The sequence below is a fragment of the Mesorhizobium sp. M0051 genome, assembly GCF_040323235.1.
Classification (GTDB): Bacteria; Pseudomonadota; Alphaproteobacteria; order Rhizobiales; family Rhizobiaceae; genus Mesorhizobium.
Genome location: NZ_JAMYUT010000023.1, coordinates 101,205 through 117,115 on the forward strand (window position 1 = coordinate 101,205; position 15,911 = coordinate 117,115).

15 protein-coding genes, 1 tRNA gene and 2 pseudogenes are annotated in these 15,911 nt (G+C 60.0%); 10 read left to right on the forward strand and 8 right to left on the reverse strand.

Going from position 1 to position 15,911, the window contains the following annotated elements; all coding sequences use genetic code 11:
- Nucleotides 1-46: 46 nt before the first annotated feature.
- Nucleotides 47-742 (reverse strand): response regulator transcription factor CtrA, encoded by a 696-nt coding sequence (gene ctrA / locus NKJ90_RS22675; protein ID WP_006203583.1) that lies wholly within the window; start codon nucleotides 740-742, stop codon nucleotides 47-49.
- Between the two features lie 451 nt (nucleotides 743-1,193).
- Between ctrA and NKJ90_RS22680 the strand changes: the two genes are divergently transcribed.
- The gene (locus tag NKJ90_RS22680) at nucleotides 1,194-1,571 is read left to right on the forward strand and encodes a flagellar export protein FliJ (RefSeq protein ID WP_023760632.1); all 378 of its coding nucleotides are present in this window, start codon (nucleotides 1,194-1,196) and stop codon (nucleotides 1,569-1,571) included.
- A gap of 81 nt (nucleotides 1,572-1,652) precedes the next feature.
- Here NKJ90_RS22680 and NKJ90_RS22685 read toward each other — a convergent pair whose 3' ends face one another.
- Nucleotides 1,653-2,051 carry a winged helix-turn-helix transcriptional regulator gene (locus tag NKJ90_RS22685; protein ID WP_023760631.1) on the reverse strand — a complete coding sequence of 133 codons (399 nt, stop codon included), beginning with the start codon at nucleotides 2,049-2,051 and terminating at the stop codon, nucleotides 1,653-1,655.
- A 90-nt stretch (nucleotides 2,052-2,141) separates the two neighbouring features.
- On the opposite strand from NKJ90_RS22685, the gene NKJ90_RS22690 reads away from it, so the two are divergent.
- A complete protein-coding gene (locus tag NKJ90_RS22690; RefSeq protein ID WP_023760630.1) occupies nucleotides 2,142-3,068 on the forward strand; it encodes an NADP-dependent oxidoreductase in 927 nt (308 codons plus the stop codon).
- Between the two features lie 248 nt (nucleotides 3,069-3,316).
- Complete coding sequence (locus tag NKJ90_RS22695) at nucleotides 3,317-3,721, forward strand: hypothetical protein (protein WP_023760629.1); 405 nt, start codon at nucleotides 3,317-3,319, stop codon at nucleotides 3,719-3,721.
- Nucleotides 3,722-3,913: 192 nt separating this feature from the next.
- Here NKJ90_RS22695 and sciP read toward each other — a convergent pair whose 3' ends face one another.
- Nucleotides 3,914-4,189 carry a CtrA inhibitor SciP gene (gene sciP / locus NKJ90_RS22700; RefSeq protein ID WP_013529904.1) on the reverse strand — a complete coding sequence of 92 codons (276 nt, stop codon included), beginning with the start codon at nucleotides 4,187-4,189 and terminating at the stop codon, nucleotides 3,914-3,916.
- A gap of 309 nt (nucleotides 4,190-4,498) precedes the next feature.
- On the opposite strand from sciP, the gene mnmA reads away from it, so the two are divergent.
- Nucleotides 4,499-5,689: a tRNA 2-thiouridine(34) synthase MnmA gene (gene mnmA, locus NKJ90_RS22705; protein WP_023760628.1), complete on the forward strand. Its 1,191-nt coding sequence runs from the start codon at nucleotides 4,499-4,501 to the stop codon at nucleotides 5,687-5,689.
- Between the two features lie 80 nt (nucleotides 5,690-5,769).
- Here the strand turns inward: mnmA and NKJ90_RS22710 are convergent, their stop codons facing one another.
- Nucleotides 5,770-6,729, reverse strand: a complete 960-nt coding sequence (locus tag NKJ90_RS22710; protein WP_023760627.1) for a Gfo/Idh/MocA family protein — start codon at nucleotides 6,727-6,729, stop codon at nucleotides 5,770-5,772.
- Nucleotides 6,730-6,969: 240 nt separating this feature from the next.
- Between NKJ90_RS22710 and NKJ90_RS22715 the strand changes: the two genes are divergently transcribed.
- Both NKJ90_RS22715 and NKJ90_RS22720 read left to right on the forward strand, forming a co-directional pair.
- A tRNA-Met gene (locus NKJ90_RS22715) sits at nucleotides 6,970-7,046 on the forward strand.
- Nucleotides 7,047-7,221: 175 nt separating this feature from the next.
- The gene (locus NKJ90_RS22720; RefSeq protein WP_084025519.1) at nucleotides 7,222-7,476 is read left to right on the forward strand and encodes a GDCCVxC domain-containing (seleno)protein; all 255 of its coding nucleotides are present in this window, start codon (nucleotides 7,222-7,224) and stop codon (nucleotides 7,474-7,476) included.
- Here NKJ90_RS22720 and NKJ90_RS22725 read toward each other — a convergent pair.
- Nucleotides 7,453-8,655 carry an MFS transporter gene (locus NKJ90_RS22725; protein ID WP_502904930.1) on the reverse strand — a complete coding sequence of 401 codons (1,203 nt, stop codon included), beginning with the start codon at nucleotides 8,653-8,655 and terminating at the stop codon, nucleotides 7,453-7,455. The genes NKJ90_RS22720 and NKJ90_RS22725 overlap by 24 nt on opposite strands.
- Before the next feature lie 78 nt (nucleotides 8,656-8,733).
- Nucleotides 8,734-9,474, reverse strand: coding sequence for an MBL fold metallo-hydrolase (locus NKJ90_RS22730; RefSeq protein WP_023760625.1), 741 nt, complete (start codon nucleotides 9,472-9,474; stop codon nucleotides 8,734-8,736).
- 70 nt (nucleotides 9,475-9,544) lie between these two features.
- Between NKJ90_RS22730 and NKJ90_RS22735 the strand changes: the two genes are divergently transcribed.
- From NKJ90_RS22735 to NKJ90_RS22745, 3 genes are all read left to right on the forward strand, one after another.
- Entirely contained in the window at nucleotides 9,545-10,213 is a 669-nt protein-coding gene (locus NKJ90_RS22735) for an ArsR/SmtB family transcription factor (protein WP_023760624.1), read from the forward strand.
- 36 nt (nucleotides 10,214-10,249) lie between these two features.
- Nucleotides 10,250-10,399 (forward strand): hypothetical protein, encoded by a 150-nt coding sequence (locus NKJ90_RS22740; protein ID WP_023760623.1) that lies wholly within the window; start codon nucleotides 10,250-10,252, stop codon nucleotides 10,397-10,399.
- Between the two features lie 125 nt (nucleotides 10,400-10,524).
- The gene (locus tag NKJ90_RS22745; protein ID WP_023760622.1) at nucleotides 10,525-11,163 is read left to right on the forward strand and encodes a response regulator transcription factor; all 639 of its coding nucleotides are present in this window, start codon (nucleotides 10,525-10,527) and stop codon (nucleotides 11,161-11,163) included.
- A 305-nt stretch (nucleotides 11,164-11,468) separates the two neighbouring features.
- Here NKJ90_RS22745 and NKJ90_RS22750 read toward each other — a convergent pair whose 3' ends face one another.
- Both NKJ90_RS22750 and NKJ90_RS22755 read right to left on the reverse strand, forming a co-directional pair.
- Nucleotides 11,469-13,559, reverse strand: coding sequence for a DUF5801 repeats-in-toxin domain-containing protein (locus NKJ90_RS22750; protein ID WP_023760621.1), 2,091 nt, complete (start codon nucleotides 13,557-13,559; stop codon nucleotides 11,469-11,471).
- A gap of 469 nt (nucleotides 13,560-14,028) precedes the next feature.
- A pseudogene (locus tag NKJ90_RS22755) lies at nucleotides 14,029-14,225 on the reverse strand (ATP-binding protein); the annotation flags it as partial.
- Between the two features lie 326 nt (nucleotides 14,226-14,551).
- Here NKJ90_RS22755 and NKJ90_RS22760 point away from each other — a divergent pair.
- Nucleotides 14,552-15,911 (forward strand): annotated as a pseudogene (locus NKJ90_RS22760) (DUF5801 repeats-in-toxin domain-containing protein); the annotation flags it as partial.

Genomic DNA, 15,911 nt, shown 5'->3' on the forward strand with positions numbered 1-15,911 from the left:
GGCAAAGCCGGGTTTTTTATTGAATAAGTTCGAAAGTATTCTTCGCTCAGGCGCTGACGCGGATGTCCTCGGGTTCGCGCAGCACATAGCCGCGGCCCCAGACCGTCTCGATGTAATTCTGGCCGCCGGATGCCGCATCGAGCTTCTTGCGCAGCTTGCAGATGAAGACGTCGATGATTTTCAGCTCAGGCTCGTCCATACCGCCATAAAGGTGGTTGAGGAACATTTCCTTGGTTAGCGTCGTACCCTTGCGCAGCGAGAGCAGCTCCAGCATCTGGTATTCCTTGCCGGTCAGGTGCACGCGCTGGCCGCCGACTTCGACGGTCTTGGCGTCGAGGTTGACCACCAGGTCGCCCGTGGTGATGACCGACTGGGCGTGCCCCTTGGAGCGCCGCACGATAGCATGAATGCGGGCGACCAGTTCATCCTTATGGAACGGCTTGGTCATGTAGTCGTCGGCGCCGAAGCCGAGGCCGCGTACCTTGTCCTCGATACCGGCCATGCCGGAGAGGATGAGGATAGGCGTCTTTACCTTGGAAAGACGAAGCGTTCTCAACACCTCGTAGCCCGACATGTCAGGCAGGTTGAGATCGAGAAGGATGATGTCGTAATCGTAGAGCTTGCCTAGATCGACGCCCTCTTCACCGAGATCGGTCGTGTAGACGTTGAAACTTTCCGATTTCAGCATCAGCTCGATGCTTTGTGCGGTTGCACTGTCATCTTCTATCAGCAGAACACGCATTTCATTCCCCTTTTCTGCTGCCGGACCATTTCACGACCCGTCCGGACCCGGAGCAGTGGTTGCCTTGTGCCGAGGCTGCCATTAAATGGTTAACAAAACCTAATTTCCCGTCCATGACGGTACCAGATTTTTTAACCTCTTTCTACACCCTCTTGAATCCAATAACGAATCTCAGAACCAAATTCCTAATGCAACACATCAACAATCTGGACTAAGTGACTCCAGGGACTCATCGACGTCGCTTCGCATCGGCAGCCGGAATTTTTACCCGGCCTTAAGTCCTGACCCGTATGATTAACAATGCCCGTAAACGAATGGTTACCGCCGGCAAAAAACTTTAGGGTTTTGTTTCCCATAGTTCGGGGAAAGGCGGTGGACACGGGTGCGGCCTGGGCCCTTCCAGGTGGTTTGGACGATAGATGCGGGTGTGCGTTTCCGGGAGTACCGAATCATGAAGTCACGTGAAAACCTCGTTCGGCTGAAACAGTTTCAGGTGAATGAGAAGCGGCGGCAGCTGCTGCAACTCGACATGATGATCGCAGAGTTCGAACGCATGGCCGTCGAGCTGGAGCTTCAGATCACCGCTGAAGAAAAGAAGGCCGGCATAACCGACATCAACCATTTCGCCTATCCGACCTTCGCCAAGGCTGCGCGTTTGCGCCGCGACAACCTCAGAAATTCGCAAAGTGACCTCGCTCAGCAGCGAAGCACTGCCGAATCATTACTCGGCGAAGCTGAAGCGGAGCTTTCCAAGGCGGAAATGCTCGAGTCACGCGACACCAAGGTCCGCGAAGCCGAGATCGGCGGCCGCAGTGCCATGATCGGCTGAAGCTGCCCTGCCGCCCTCTGCATTAGCGCTTCTCGGCTCCAGGCCTTGGCGGGGAAAGTTGCCAAGAGAACTGCAAGCCACCTAGGCGGCCCAGTCCCCTTCGTTTCCGGCAATTGCCTTTGCCCGCGCATCCTTGATGTCCGGTGCATGCTGCTCCGCCCATGACCGGATCTGGGTAAGCAGCCCCGCCAGATTCTGGCCGAGATCCGTCAGTTCATATTCGACGCGCGGCGGGATGACCGGGAATATCTCGCGCCGCACCAGTCCATCACGCTCGAGAACGCGCAGCGTCTGCGTCAGCATCTTCGGCGTGATGCCTTCGAGCTTGCGCGCAAGCTCGCCGTTGCGCAGCCGGCCTTTGCGCAGCGCGCAAACCACCAGATAGACCCATTTGCTGGCCAGCATTTCCAGCACTGTGTGCGATGGGCACGTTCGCCGGAACGCATCATAGCCGAAACCGTGGTCGTCATCACTATCCATGGGGTTCGTATATATCATGAAGGTACATACTAGACAAGAAGCCATTACTATCCAAATGATAGTGACGCCAACCAAACAGGAGATATCCCAATGCGCGCCGCTATCCAGAATTCCGTCGGCGGACCCGACGTTCTCTTCGTCACCGACCAGCCCAATCCGACGCCAAAGGCAGGCGAAGTGCTGGTCCGGGTCAAGGCGGCCGGCATCAATCCGGTCGATGGTGCCGTTCGAGCCGGCTACTTCCCATTGCTCGGCGAGCCGCCCTTTATCCTGGGGTGGGATATCTCGGGAACTGTTGAAGCGCTGGGCGCCGGCGTTTCCGGCCTGCGGATCGGCGACGAGGTGTTCGGCATGCCGCGCTTTCCCAAACAGGCCGCGGCCTATGCCGAACTGGCCGCTGTTCCCGCCGATGAAATCGTGCTGAAGCCAAAGGGCGCCGACCATAACCAGGCAGGCGCCCTGCCGCTGGCAGGCCTCACCGCCTGGCAGGGCCTGGTCCGCCATGGCGGGCTGGAATCGGGCCAGCGCGTGCTGGTTCACGCGGCAGCCGGCGGCGTCGGTCATCTCGCGGTGCAGATCGCCAAGGCGCGCGGTGCTTACGTCATCGCCACCGCGAGCCCGCAAAAACTCGACTTCGTCCGCAAACTCGGCGCCGACGAGGTCATTGATTACACCAAGGGCGATTTCACCGACCATGTTCGCGACATCGATCTGGTGCTGGATCCAATGGGCGGCGACCACGCCGAACGCTCGCTGAAGGTGCTCAAGCGTGGCGGCGTGCTGGTGTCATTGCTCGATGTCAACGACGACACCAGAGCGCAGGCCAGTGTGCGCGACATCCGGGTCGAGCGTATGCACGTCGTGCCCGACAGGGAGGGCCTGCTGGAATTGGCTCGCTTGATCGATGCGAACAAGCTCGCCGTCCATGTGGCGAAGAGCTTCCCGCTTGACCAGGCAGCAGGTGCTCACGCTCACCTTGCGACCAAGCCGATCGGCAAGGTTGTGCTGTCGATCTGAGTTCCACGGGCTCGCTTCGGAAAACAAGGGCGCGCGTCGTCGCGCCCTTGTGGCGAAACGCCCGCGGCGCGATCGTCTCGCTCGACCGTGACACAAGAGAGGCGATGTTGAAGAAGCGGACACGCGCTCGCCAAGTCATACCGGAATAACCAATTCGAGCAGTACCTCTTATCGGTCCTTAAGGTTTTTAATCCAAGCTGGCGAAGTGCTGATGAATACTTTGACTCCTGGATCTTGGGACAAAACCCGTGGAACATTCTGGCGGCGTCGAGGAAAAGCGCAGATGGGTTCGAAGGAACGTCAATTTCCTTGTTCGCCTCATCTTTCCGTCACATGGCTTGCGCGAGGTACAGAGCGCCAATTTCCGCATGCTGGACCTGTCCGAGGGTGGAGCGGCGCTGTATGTCGGCAGCTTTTCCGGCAGGCCGGATTACTTTTACCTGCAATTTGGCGATGATAAATCCGAACTCGTAAGCTGTTATCTGGTTCAAAGAACACAGCACGCGCTGAGTTGCCGATTCACCAGTCCCCTGCCAACCGCACAGATCGACGCTATCATCGCTCAGAAAGAGATGGACCTCACCATCGAAAGTCTTTTTTCGGAGACGAAAGAGGATTTGGTCGACAACTTTCTTGGCTCGTTTGTGACGTAGATTTCGCCCTGCCCGATCACAGGGCGCGGCCTTCGTCTCGCACGTTTAAGAAGAAAGGCGCGAAGAAGCGCGCGATCACGTCTCGCCCTCCGCAGGTCGGCGAGCACGTCCATGCAGCGAGAAATCGAGAACGGCGAAAAGAAGCGGTTGCGCCGCCCCTTAACTCACGATCGCCGTTCCTGAAGCGAATTGCTAATGTCGGTATTGCTGGATGCGCGTCGTGCGCAGCCCGGCAAGGCCATATTCGTCGATCGACGCCTGCCAGGACAGGAATTCCTCGGTGGTGAGCTTATAGCGTTGGCATGCCTCGTCCAGGCTCAAGAGCCCGCCGCGCACTGCCGCAACCACTTCCGCCTTACGCCGGATAACCCAGCGACGTGTATTCGTCGGCGGCAGATCGGCAATCGTAAGAGGGCTGCCATCAGGCCCAATAACATATTTGACTCTCGGTCTAACCAGATCGGTCATCGTACTCTCTACAAAAAACTCAAAGACCCAATCCCCGCCACGTTACCGCCACAGCTTTAAAAATTGCCTAAGCAGACCCTAATGACTAGGTAAGGATCATGAACGCCGCGTTAGTCTTTTCGCCGGCATTTGAACCATCTGCCCGCAAACCCTGGTTTGCCGGGGAAGAAACCAATGTTCGCCGGGGCAAAGCATCCCCTCACGCGGATCGATCGCAGCCGATGAATCGCCCCGCACGCTGGCGCGCCGGTAAAGCTTGACCTATATTCTCGACATTGGCATTGAGACGCCGCGTAGAACGAAAGCATCATGAACAGTCTCGATCTTCCCGGACGTCCCGAAACCAACCGCATCGTCGTCGCCATGTCGGGCGGTGTCGATTCATCGGTCGTCGCTGGCCTGCTGAAGCGCGAAGGCTATGATGTCGTCGGCGTCACCTTGCAGCTCTACGACCATGGCGCGGCGACGCATCGGGCTGGCTCATGCTGCGCCGGGCAGGACATCGACGATGCCCGCCGCGTCTCCGAGACGCTCGGCATCCCCCATTATGTGCTCGACTATGAAGAGCGCTTCCGCAAGGCCGTCATCGATCCCTTCGCCGAAAGCTATGTCGCCGGCGAGACGCCGATCCCTTGCGTTTCCTGTAACCAGACTGTGAAGTTCGCAGACCTCCTGGCCACCGCCAAGGAGCTTGGCGCCGACGCGCTGGCCACCGGCCACTATATCCGCTCCGGTGCCAACGGCGCCCACCGCGCGCTCTACCGGCCGGTCGACGCCGACCGTGACCAGAGCTATTTCCTGTTCGCCACCACGCAGGCGCAGATCGATTATCTGCGCTTTCCGCTCGGCGGCCTGTCGAAGCCGCAGGTTCGCGCCATTGCCGAGGAGATGGGGCTGACGGTTGCCGCCAAGCAGGACAGCCAGGACATCTGCTTCGTGCCACAGGGCAAGTATTCCGACATCATCGCCAAGCTGAAGCCGACCGCCGCCAATCCAGGCGACATCGTCCACATCGACGGCCGCGTGCTCGGCCGCCATGAGGGCATCCTGCGCTACACGATCGGCCAGCGCCGCGGCATCGGCATCGCTTCCGGCGAGCCGCTTTACGTCGTCCATCTCGATGCCGACCGCGCTCGCGTCGTGGTCGGCCCGCGCGAGGCGCTGGAGACGCACAAGATCTATCTGCGCAACATGAACTGGCTTGGCGACGGACCGCTCACGGACGTCCCCGCCGGCGGCCTGGAGCTATTCGCCAAGGTTCGCTCGACGCGACCGCCGCGCCCGGCCGTGCTGCATCATCGTGCCGGCGCCACATGGGTGGAACTGGTCGACGGCGAGTCCGGCATCGCGCCGGGCCAGGCCTGCGTGCTCTACTCCGATGACGGCAACGAGGCCCGCGTGTTCGGCGGCGGCTTCATCGAGCGCTCGGAGCGTGGCGCCGAGGCCGAAGCCATGCTGACCCGGCTTGCTGCCCAGCCGGCGCAGGTCCCCGCGGAATAGGGGCCCCGTCCTCTCGGAGACCGTTTCGGAAGCGCAGAAGACGCACTCGATTGGCCGCCGGAGTAGAATCTCCAAACGGTTCAGGATTTGGTGTGCGTGACGGTGCCCGCTGTCAGGATGCGCAGCACCCTGATCGCTTCCTCGCCGCTGGTGCGCGGCTCGGCACGGGTCTCGATGCACTGGATGAAATGTTCCAGCTCGCGCGTCAGCGGCATGCCCTGGGCAACCGCGACATAGGATGGCTCATTGGTGGTGAAGGCCCATTGGCCGCTATCCTGCCACACCGCATGGCGGTAGACGGCAAGCTTGCGTTCCCATGGCTCGACATCGTCGAACACCGCCATCGCCTTGGTGCCGACCACGGTCAGCCGCCGCTCGCGATAGGGATTGAGCCGCGAGGTGAAGAGATGGCTGCGCAGTCCGTTGGGAAAGCGCATGTGCAGATGCGCGAAGTCGCTGAGATTGTCGAGCAGCGCGGCCCCCTCGCCGCGCACGTCGATCGGCTCGGTGCCGGTGATCGCCAGGATCATCGACAGATCGTGCGGCGCCAGGTCCCACAACGCGTCGTTCTCGGTGTGGAACTTGCCGAGGCCGAGCCGGTGCGAGTGGATGTAGCGGACTTCGCCGAGCTCGCCCTTGTCGATCAGCCCTTTCAGCGTTTCGAAGGCGGGATGGAACCGTAGGACATGGCCGACCATGAAGACGCGGCCATTGTCCTTGGCCGCCTGCACCGCGCGTTCGGCATCCGGCACCGTCAGCGCGATCGGCTTTTCCACCAGCACGTCCTTGCCGCTCTCGACGGCGCGCACGGCAAGATCGGCATGGAATTGCGGCGGCAGTGCCATGACGATGGCGTCGATATCGTCCCGGACGAATAGCTGGTCGGGCTCGATCGCCAGGCAGTCCTGCTCGCTGGCAAAGCCTTCGGCACGGGCCCGGTTGGCGTCGGAGACCGCGTGCAACGCGCCGAGCGCCTTGAGGGTGCGGATGTGGTTGCTGCCCCAGTATCCGCAACCAAGGACTGCAATGCGCGGCTTCATCTGTTTCAAACTCTAAAAACTCGTGGCCGAGACATAGCGACGTGCCCCTGCGAACTCAACCCCGACGGCGGCAACCAAATGTCTGCGCGGCAAAGCTTTTCGATAATGACGATAAGCCGGCAAGCCGGTTGTTTCGAAGCTTGACAGGCTCGCCCTCCCAACCTTATATCCGCGCGACCTTGGCGAACGCCCCCGACATGCCTTTCGATTTGAGGCGGATTTCGGGCCTTTCGCCGCCCTGGCGGGGTAGCTCAGTTGGTTAGAGCACGGGAATCATAATCCTGGGGTCGGGGGTTCAAGTCCCTCTCCCGCTACCATCACAATCTCATAACTATCTGCATATTTTCTGGCACGAGTGTGAGCGAGTCCATGAGTTCGCCGCCGGTCGACCACCTGCTTGAAGGGTAGTGTCTCGGTTTGGAATTTTGACCGCGCCGTTTTCGCATCCGGCCCCGATCTCCTATATGCTTGGCGCAATGCGCGGGAGTGGCAATGAAGCTTGAGTGCACCCTTACTTGCCCAGAATGCGGGCATCGGTCTGTGGAAACGATGCCGACCGACGCCTGCGTTCACTTTTACGAATGCAAGAACTGCGGCGTGCTCTTGAAGCCGTTGGCGGGTGATTGCTGCGTTTTCTGCTCATATGCCGATCTGCCATGCCCGCCGCGTCAGGAGAATGGCCGTGCCCATCGCCGCCGGCAAACGCCCGCTCCTCTTCAAAATTCAAACCGAGACGCCGGAAGATGACGGCTGACCGGAACCCCTGGCGGCCTCCTGCATCACGATGGCGACAATCGCGCCAGAGACAAACGTCAATGCGGCGATCGATGTGATCGCCCATGAGAGGCCGAAGCGATCGGCGATGAGGCCTGCGGAGAGCGCCCCGATCGCGTAGCCGAGATCGCGCCAGAACCGGTAGACGCTGAGCGAGCGGGCGCGCCAACTGGGATGCGAAGCGTCGGAAACGGCAGCGATCAGACTTGGATAGACCATTGCGGTTCCAAGGCCGAGCAGAAGGCTGCCGACAAGCCACCATTCGAACCGGTTCGTGGCCGCGGTGAGAAACAAGCCGCCGGCCTGGATCCACATTCCGGCGACGATCAGGCCCTTGCGACCCCAGCGATCGCTCAAGGGGCCGGTGACGATCTGCAGGATTCCCCATGTCGCGGGATAGACCGCCTTCAGGATGCCGATGCGCTCGATGCCAAGTCCGAAGGACACGAAGAACAACGGGAAAATACCCCAGCTCATGCCGTCGTTGAGATTGTTGACGAGGCCGGCTTGCGAAGCCGCGAACAGATTGCGGTTCCGGAACGAGGTCAGCGCAAACACCTCCCGGAAGCTGATCGGCGCGGATTGCCGTGCGTGAGCGGATACCTCAAGCCTGAGGTGGTCGCGTGTGTCGCGGATAAGCAGCACCGACAACACTGTGCCGACGACGGCATAGCCGATCCCGAGATAGATCGGTACCGGGCGCAATCCGTATTGCGAGGCAAGATAGCCAGTCAGGAACGCGGTTACGCCGACGGCAAGATAGCCGGCGAATTCATTGAGGCCGACGGCGAGGCCACGCGACTTCGGACCGACGAGATCGACCTTCATGACCACCGTCATCGACCAGGCGAGTCCCTGATTGATGCCGAGCAGCGCATTGGCCGCAATCACCCATCCCCAGCTCGGGGCCCAGATGATCATGAACGGAACCGGCAAGCCGACGAGCCAGCCGAGGACGAGAACGCGCTTGCGCCCCCAGCTGTCGGCGAGTTGGCCGGAGACGAGATTGGCAAGCGCCTTGACCACGCCGAAGCTGACGATGAAGGAGACGACGAGTGTCGTCGACGTGATGCCGAACATTTCCGACCCGATGAGCGGCACGACCGTTCGCTCGATCCCGACCATGCCGCCGACAAACGCATTCACCAGCATGAGGAGAGCAAACTGCCGCCAGTTTTCCCTAAGCCCAAGTCTGACGGTCGAGCCTGCTGATTGTGAAACGCTCATCGGTCAGGCGGCAGCGGCAGCCAAGCCGGCATTGGCGGCGCGGTTGCGCGCCGCTTGCGGCGGCGGGGGCGGTATGTCTGCAATCATCGTGGCGACGAAAGCGTCCTCGTCCTCGATGCGGAATGCTTTGTTGAAGCGCTTCTCGAAGCCGATCGTCGATGTCGGCTTGCCACTGAGCGAGCGCCCGCAGACCGAGCCGGAGTAGGCGCCCGGCAGCACCTCGACGTGATCCGGCAGTTGCTTGAGGCGCCGTACGCTGGAAAACAGCGTCCGCGCGCCGGCCTCGGCGCTGGTTGCCAGTTCGGTTCGCCCGAGATCGCCAACCATGAGCGTGTGGCCTGTCAGCACGAACCATGGCTCCGCCGCGCGCGTCCTGTCCGTGACCAGGAGCGAGATATGCTCCGGCGTGTGCCCGGGCGTGTGCATCACGGTCATGGTCACATTGCCGAGCTCGAGCACCTCACCGTCCTTGGCACGCAAAAATGGGAACCCGGCTTCCGCGCCTTCGAAGAGCACGTATTGCGCACCCGAAGCGGCGGCAAGTGAGCGCCCGGCGGAAATGTGGTCGGCATGGATGTGCGTGTCGACCACGAAGAGGATACGCATGCCGGTTGCCTCGGCAACTTCGAGATAAGGCGCGATGTCGCCGACCGGATCGACGACCGCGGCGGCGGATTTTCCACCGCAGCCGAACAGGTAAGATGCTGCAACGGGATCGGAATGGAGGAATTGACGGAGGATCATGACTTGCGCGCCCTACCTCGCCCGAGATATCATTCAATTATTCTACTGAATGTTTCACTGAGAAGATCACATGTCAAGCATCGGGCCAAAACAGGCGATTTTCGCCAGCCTTGCCGAAGTGGCTCAAGCTCTCGGGCATGCCCACCGGCTGGAATTGCTTGAGCACCTCGCCCAGGGTGAACGCAGCGTCGAGGGGCTTGCGGCACGGGCCGGCCTCAACTTCGCCAACGCCTCGCGCCACCTTCAAATTCTTCGGCGCGCGCGACTTGTCGAGGCGCAGCGGCACGGCAAGCATGTGCTTTATCGACTTGCCGGGGATGCCCAGGTGGTTGAATTGATGAAGGCCCTGGGGCGCTTGGGCGAACGAAACGTCGCCGAGGTCAACCGCGTGATGACGGACTACTTCCACGCGCGCGACGCACTGGAGCCGGTGTCGCGCGAAGACCTTGTCTCAAGGCTGCATGACGGCCTTGTCACGGTTCTCGACGTCCGCTCGGAGGACGAATTTGCGCTTGGACATCTTCCGGGGGCGCTCAACATCCCGCTCGCTGAACTCGAACGCCGACTGGCGGAGCTTCCCGCGAACCGGGAGGTCATCGCCTATTGCCGTGGCCCCTATTGCGTTCTGTCGTTCGAGGCCGTCGCGGCATTGCGGATGCGGGGGTATGTCGTTCACCGGCTCGAAGACGGCTATCCCGAATGGAAGGCTGCAGGCCTTCCAGTTGAGGCAGCAGCCTGAAGTGGTCTTGCATCCAAATATTTTCGGACGAACAACATGACGCCGCCAATTCCGCATTCGCCGCTGCTTGAGCTGAAGGACTATTCGGCGGAGGCCGTGTTTCAGGTTGAAAACATGCTGCGTAAGGCGCGGCGGCAAAAAGGCCTGCGGCGTCTACCCCTGCCTGGCGTGCCCGCGCCGGTCTGAAAGACTCGGTCGCTATTATAGCAGTCACTATATTAGTGTTTACTTGACAATACGCATGAGCTCTGGTTTCGTGGTTTTAACGGGTGCTTAACCAAGTTTATTGCGTTTTTTCGGACGGTGTTGGTATGTCGACTTTGGTTGTGGCCGACCCGCGGGGGGTGTATCTCGCCGGTCTGGAGTGGGTGTTGCAGAAGGCTGGACATGAGGTTGTCGCCCAGTGCCGCCGCCCTGTCGACGTGGTCCCTCATGTGGAGCGCCATCGGCCGGACATGGTCATCGTCGGCCTGGATATGGCGGATCCGCAGACGATCGGTCTTTCGGCCCGGCTGAAGGCCTGCAACAGCGCTCTCGGCATCATCTTCATCGTCCAGCCGGCCGGCAGGATCGACATCAAGGACATACAGGCGCTCGACAGCGACGGCCTGGTGCTGGAGGGCATCAGCCACCGCTATCTCATCGAATGCGTGAGCGCGGTGGCGACAGGCAAGAAATGGATCGACAACAAAATCGTCCAGCAACTGCTGATGCCGGAAACGCAGCCCCAGCCGATGTCCAGACTGACCGGACGGGAGACTGAAATCGCCGATCTCGTCTCGCGCGGGTTGCGCAACAAGGCCATCGCCCAGCGGCTGCACGTATCCGAAGGCACGGTGAAGATGCACCTGCATCACGTCTACGAGAAGCTGCGCCTCGGCGGCCGGGCGGAGCTGGCCTGGATGGCGCATGGCAAAGGCACTGAGCGTCCAGGAACGGGCCTCCTCTGACACCAGCACCGCCTGACGGCATCGGCCGTGATACCGCCGCAGCGTCCCGCTCTATGTCCCAAAGCCGGGGCCAAAATGATCCAATTGTGGGAGCCGGCAGCCCAGCCTTGCGCATGCCTTCGATAAGAACATCGTGATCGGCGCCTCCGTTCTCGACGATTGCGACAGCCTGCTCTCGGTCAAAGCCGACGACGCTTTGCGCGCCGCCTGGTTTTAGTCCAGGGCCTTGGTGTCTTGAACGACCGGTCCCCCTAGGGGGACCGGATCGCCAGGCGTTGAAGCTCCTGCGGGCTACGAGGACGCCATTAAACAATGAAGGTCTGGCTTGCGTCGATGTGCAGCTGTTGCGTAACAGCATCCCCGTCGAGGTCGGTGTTTGCCAGCGTGAAATCGAACGACTGATCGGGAACCGGAGCCTCGATGCTCGTCGAGAAGTCGAGGATGCGAACACCCGAATTGGCACCGCCGATGTGGAACTGAACGTAGGCTGTGTCGAAGGCTTGGCCACCATCGTCATTGATGGTCACGGTCTGATTACCCGAGCGCAAGCCAGTAACGTTGTCGGTATTGTGATCGATCAGATTACCGCCATCGTCGTAAAGCCACGATTCTACTGTGATTTTGTCGATGTTTCCAATCCCTGCGACCGCAAAGGTTAGATTGTTGATGTCAGACCCGTCCGCAGTAGAGAAGGTGAAGCCCTCGTTGTTATTGATCTGCGACGCCTGACCGCCTTTCACCCCGAATCCAACTGCATCGGGGTTAAGGTCGTCAGCCGCAACGGTCGGGCCTCCCAGTGGAGCAGTGTTGAACGGCGCAAAGGCTCCCTCGGCCGCGTCCGGCGCGGGCGTAGCGTTGAAGATCAGACCGTCAAAGACGATGCTGCCGGTGTTGTCCACCGTGGGTACCGTCAAGATCTCCTGGGGACCGCCCGACTTGACCGCATTGAAGTCGAGGTCGGACTGCTCACCGTGCGGTGTGAAGAGCACGTCGAAGGTGTACCCCGAATCCGTGACGTTCAGTCGGTAGAGGTCCGTATTGGTGGCCACGTCGTGGTACGTCAGCGTGGTTCCGCCGTTGGTGAGGTTCTCCGTGATGTCAGTGCCACCGAGATCGGTGAAACCGGTGATGGTGACGTGTGAGCCATCGGCTCCGGGAGTAAGGTCGAACGTCCCTGTGTCCTGCTGACCGGCGGCCAATCCGACCTGGAACGCCGTGGCATCACCAATAATGTCGGTGAACGTCGGCCCGGCGTCCTCGAACACGAGGTGCGTTCCGAGATCCTCGTGGTTGTGGACTGTCACCTCGGTCGATGATGGGAACTTGACTTCAAGGTTCTCAATGCGAACGCCGGAGGTGCTTTGCTTCGTGTCGTAGGTAAATCGGACGTAGATTTGATCGACGCCATCCGCATCCGCCGTTTCGATGGTATAATTATCAAAGACGGCGCTGCCAGCAGGTAAGCTTACTTTGTCAGTGCCGTGCTCAACTATTGCCCCATTGTCGACAGTCCACCACTCGATATTAACGCTCTTCACGCCGCCTATGGCCTGGATGTCGAACCTGATGCCGCCGATCTCGTTCGCATCCGGACTACCAGAAGTCCAGGCCGCGTCTTGAACGAAGAAACCCTCATTTTGATTCATCTGAGAGGCTTGGCCGCCCTTCACACCGAAGCCGATGGCGTCGGGGTTCAGATCATCATTGGTTCCGGAGTTGATTGGAACTGCCGTTGGATCGGGCACCGCCCCGACCGGGAAGATGAGGCCATCAAACTTGGCGCTGTGGTTGTCATTGGGATCTGTTGTCGCAACCGTGAGCGTCTCCTGCGGGCTACCTGACGGGATCGACGCAAAGTCGAGTGTCTGAAACGTTGTTACGAATTCGGTGGTCGTTACATCCAGTGTGATCTTGCCCTCGACAAGAGACAGGATGTCGCTTTCGTCAACGAGAGAATTATCGTTGTGTTGCAGCGGTTCGTACTGGATGAGGTAGACCTTCGCCGACGACACGCCGTCGCTCAGGTCAAGCGCAACCGCGAACGCCAGGTCGCCCGTGGGGTCAGCGACACCATTCACGGCCTCGCGCCCGTAAATGATGCCGCCTTCGTTGTAGAGGAAGATTTCCGTACCGTCGACGGTAAAGAGGCCGCTCGTCGTGCCGTTAGCGGGGATCAACAGCGCCAGATCGTCCGCTTCGGTTGTGTCAAGGAGGGCTGTGTTGACGGCCACCTGCGGGAAGCCTGTCGTGGGGTCGGTATCACTGATTTCGACGCCAAGATCATTGGCGAGATGGGCGAGCAGCGTCGCGCTCAGGGTGATATCATTATCGGTATCCTCGGTCTGGACGCCGATTTGCTCGTCGAGAACGAGATTTGTGTCGGTAATGGTGGCCATAACCTGCCCTCCGTTTGTTGATCGAGCTGGTTCCAGGGTCTGTTGGGATTCAGGTCGGGCCGCGCCGAAAAGTGGATTTCGAGAACCGGAACGGAGCACGCCTTAATGTGCGCAAGTTCTGGAAGCGCGGAAGACCGCGATTACCAGCCCGCATCACCTGAATGCTAAAATGCTAACAAACCCTAGCTGCTCAGGGGCCCACTTGGCGCAGCCTAAGGATGGCAAGTCAACTTTCCGTCTGGTAGTATTACGACCTATATCGAACGATATATATCGTTTTCGATAGATCGCTGTCCTCAGTATAAATGGGAATATTGACCTTGCGGAAAAGCGCCGCAATGAATGCTTGCGTCGGAGCAAATCACTCGTGTCAAACGCCTTGCAAAACTGACCCCCGATTGGAGTGCGCCCCTCGGACCGGACAGGGTCAAGTCGCAGTTTTGACCATCTGCCGGCCGTGTTGGGTTGATCAGGTGCGGTTCTTGAAGCGCCCGGACTCGTTGCCAGTCTCGGTGATCACACAGTGATGCGTGAGACGATCGAGCAGCGCTGTCGTCATCTTGGCGTCGCCGAACACGGCCGGCCATTCGCCGAAGGCCAGATTGGTGGTGACGATGATCGAGTCCGCTCGTAGAGCCTGCTGATGAGGTGGAAGAGCAATTGTCCAAAACGGGCCTCCTTTGACACCAGCACTTTCAACTGGCATCGAAATGAGGCCGGCAACGAGCCGGAAAGCTGCGTCATGGCATCGGCCGTGACACCCGCCGCAGCGCCTGCGCCGGCCTGAACTATCGAAGGATATATATCGTTCGATCAGGTACGGCCATTGACCTCAATACTACCGAAGCGGGAATGGACGCGCCCTCTGCGTCGGCGGCACGATGAGGGGTGGGGACGTCCATCACGCGATCGGATGTGCTGGGGTAGGTGCATTTTCGGCATCCGGGGGCTGGTTCCCTTTTTTGAATCGTTTTCAACCAAGGAGAACCTCCATGGCACTCGACATCATAGCCCAAGACATCATCATCGACGAAACCACCGGTCTTCAGGACGATGATGTTAACCCGTTGCTTCCGCCGTATAATGCCGACCCCACGCTGTCATATCTCCTAAGTCTCGACGGTCCGGGCGGACTGACCTCACCGGAGGTCGCCTTCCAGGCCGACTTCGTGGTGGCCTCGGCGACCGCGGGGGAAACCATCAGCACGGTTATTCTCACGCAGAATGCCTCCGGGACCCCGTATTCCACCACCGTCGGTGTGAACAGCGGCATTCAGACGGTCGATGGCAATTATGTCTGGCTGTTCCAGGACCAAACTCATCCAAATGTCGTGATCGGCGTCATTGGTACCGCTGACCCGGCCGCTGAGCCCGCTGAGACCGGGCCGCTCGCCTTCTCGTTCGCGCTGATCACCACCAGCACCACCGGTCATTTTGACCTATATACGGTCGAGTATGTGCCGTTGCACCATCCGATAACGACCAACCCGGACGACCAAATCGATCTGACCGGTAAAGTGTACGCCTCGGTCACAGGGACGACCGTGGTCAACTTCAGCCAGCTTAGTGACGCCCCTTCTGGACACAACGACTGGTATATCCTGGACGCCGACACAGCGAGCACGCAGAAGATTCTCGTCACGGCGCATGACGATGGCGTGCAATCTGAAGTCAACATCAGCACGCAAGGCTTCGGTGTCGCATCCCAAGACGTGCGCTTTGGCCGTGAGCTTCAGATCGACCTGATCAACGGCGGCACCCAGAGCGCGGGCAAGGACTTTACCGACTCGCCAATAGCGCCTGACTACATCGATCACATCGAGACCATCTCCAGCGCGGGTTTTTCGGTCTCGCAGTCCACCCCGACCGGCACCGTCGCCGACATCGAAATCCACGCCTATAACAATGACGACAACGTGGAAGGCGCTGCGTTCCCCGGTGATGACAACGATACGGCGATCGACATCACCGGAGTGACCTTCAAACTGAACGGCGTCGACACAACGGCCGCAGCCCTGGGCATCACGGTTGACTTCAGTGGCACTGGACTAATCCTTTACGATGTCGGCGAGGGCGTGACGGTCGATTTCACGACCGCAGGCGGGGTTGGCGGAACCTTTGATCGCTTCACCATCAAGAATGTCGATACCGAGAAAGACTTTTTCGACGTCAAGGAGATCCACTTTGGTGGTGAAACAACCAATGCCGCCAACGAAGAGGTCGGCTCCCTCATCAACTTCGACGACGACGGGCCGAGCATTTTGACGATCGGCGCGGAGCCGACGCTGACCGTCGACGAGACGGTTCTTGCGACCAACGACACGCAGAGCTTCGCCGCCAACTTCAGCCCGG

Coding starts and splice junctions, on each gene's coding strand:
- ctrA (WP_006203583.1), bottom strand. CDS start 742: ATGCGTGTTCTGCTGATAGAAGATGACAGTGCAACCGCACAAAGCATC.
- NKJ90_RS22680 (WP_023760632.1), top strand. CDS start 1,194: ATGAAGTCACGTGAAAACCTCGTTCGGCTGAAACAGTTTCAGGTGAAT.
- NKJ90_RS22685 (WP_023760631.1), bottom strand. CDS start 2,051: ATGGATAGTGATGACGACCACGGTTTCGGCTATGATGCGTTCCGGCGA.
- NKJ90_RS22690 (WP_023760630.1), top strand. CDS start 2,142: ATGCGCGCCGCTATCCAGAATTCCGTCGGCGGACCCGACGTTCTCTTC.
- sciP (WP_013529904.1), bottom strand. CDS start 4,189: ATGACCGATCTGGTTAGACCGAGAGTCAAATATGTTATTGGGCCTGAT.
- mnmA (WP_023760628.1), top strand. CDS start 4,499: ATGAACAGTCTCGATCTTCCCGGACGTCCCGAAACCAACCGCATCGTC.
- NKJ90_RS22710 (WP_023760627.1), bottom strand. CDS start 6,729: ATGAAGCCGCGCATTGCAGTCCTTGGTTGCGGATACTGGGGCAGCAAC.
- NKJ90_RS22720 (WP_084025519.1), top strand. CDS start 7,222: ATGAAGCTTGAGTGCACCCTTACTTGCCCAGAATGCGGGCATCGGTCT.
- NKJ90_RS22725 (WP_502904930.1), bottom strand. CDS start 8,655: ATGCTGGTGAATGCGTTTGTCGGCGGCATGGTCGGGATCGAGCGAACG.
- NKJ90_RS22730 (WP_023760625.1), bottom strand. CDS start 9,474: ATGATCCTCCGTCAATTCCTCCATTCCGATCCCGTTGCAGCATCTTAC.
- NKJ90_RS22735 (WP_023760624.1), top strand. CDS start 9,545: ATGTCAAGCATCGGGCCAAAACAGGCGATTTTCGCCAGCCTTGCCGAA.
- NKJ90_RS22740 (WP_023760623.1), top strand. CDS start 10,250: ATGACGCCGCCAATTCCGCATTCGCCGCTGCTTGAGCTGAAGGACTAT.
- NKJ90_RS22745 (WP_023760622.1), top strand. CDS start 10,525: ATGTCGACTTTGGTTGTGGCCGACCCGCGGGGGGTGTATCTCGCCGGT.
- NKJ90_RS22750 (WP_023760621.1), bottom strand. CDS start 13,559: ATGGCCACCATTACCGACACAAATCTCGTTCTCGACGAGCAAATCGGC.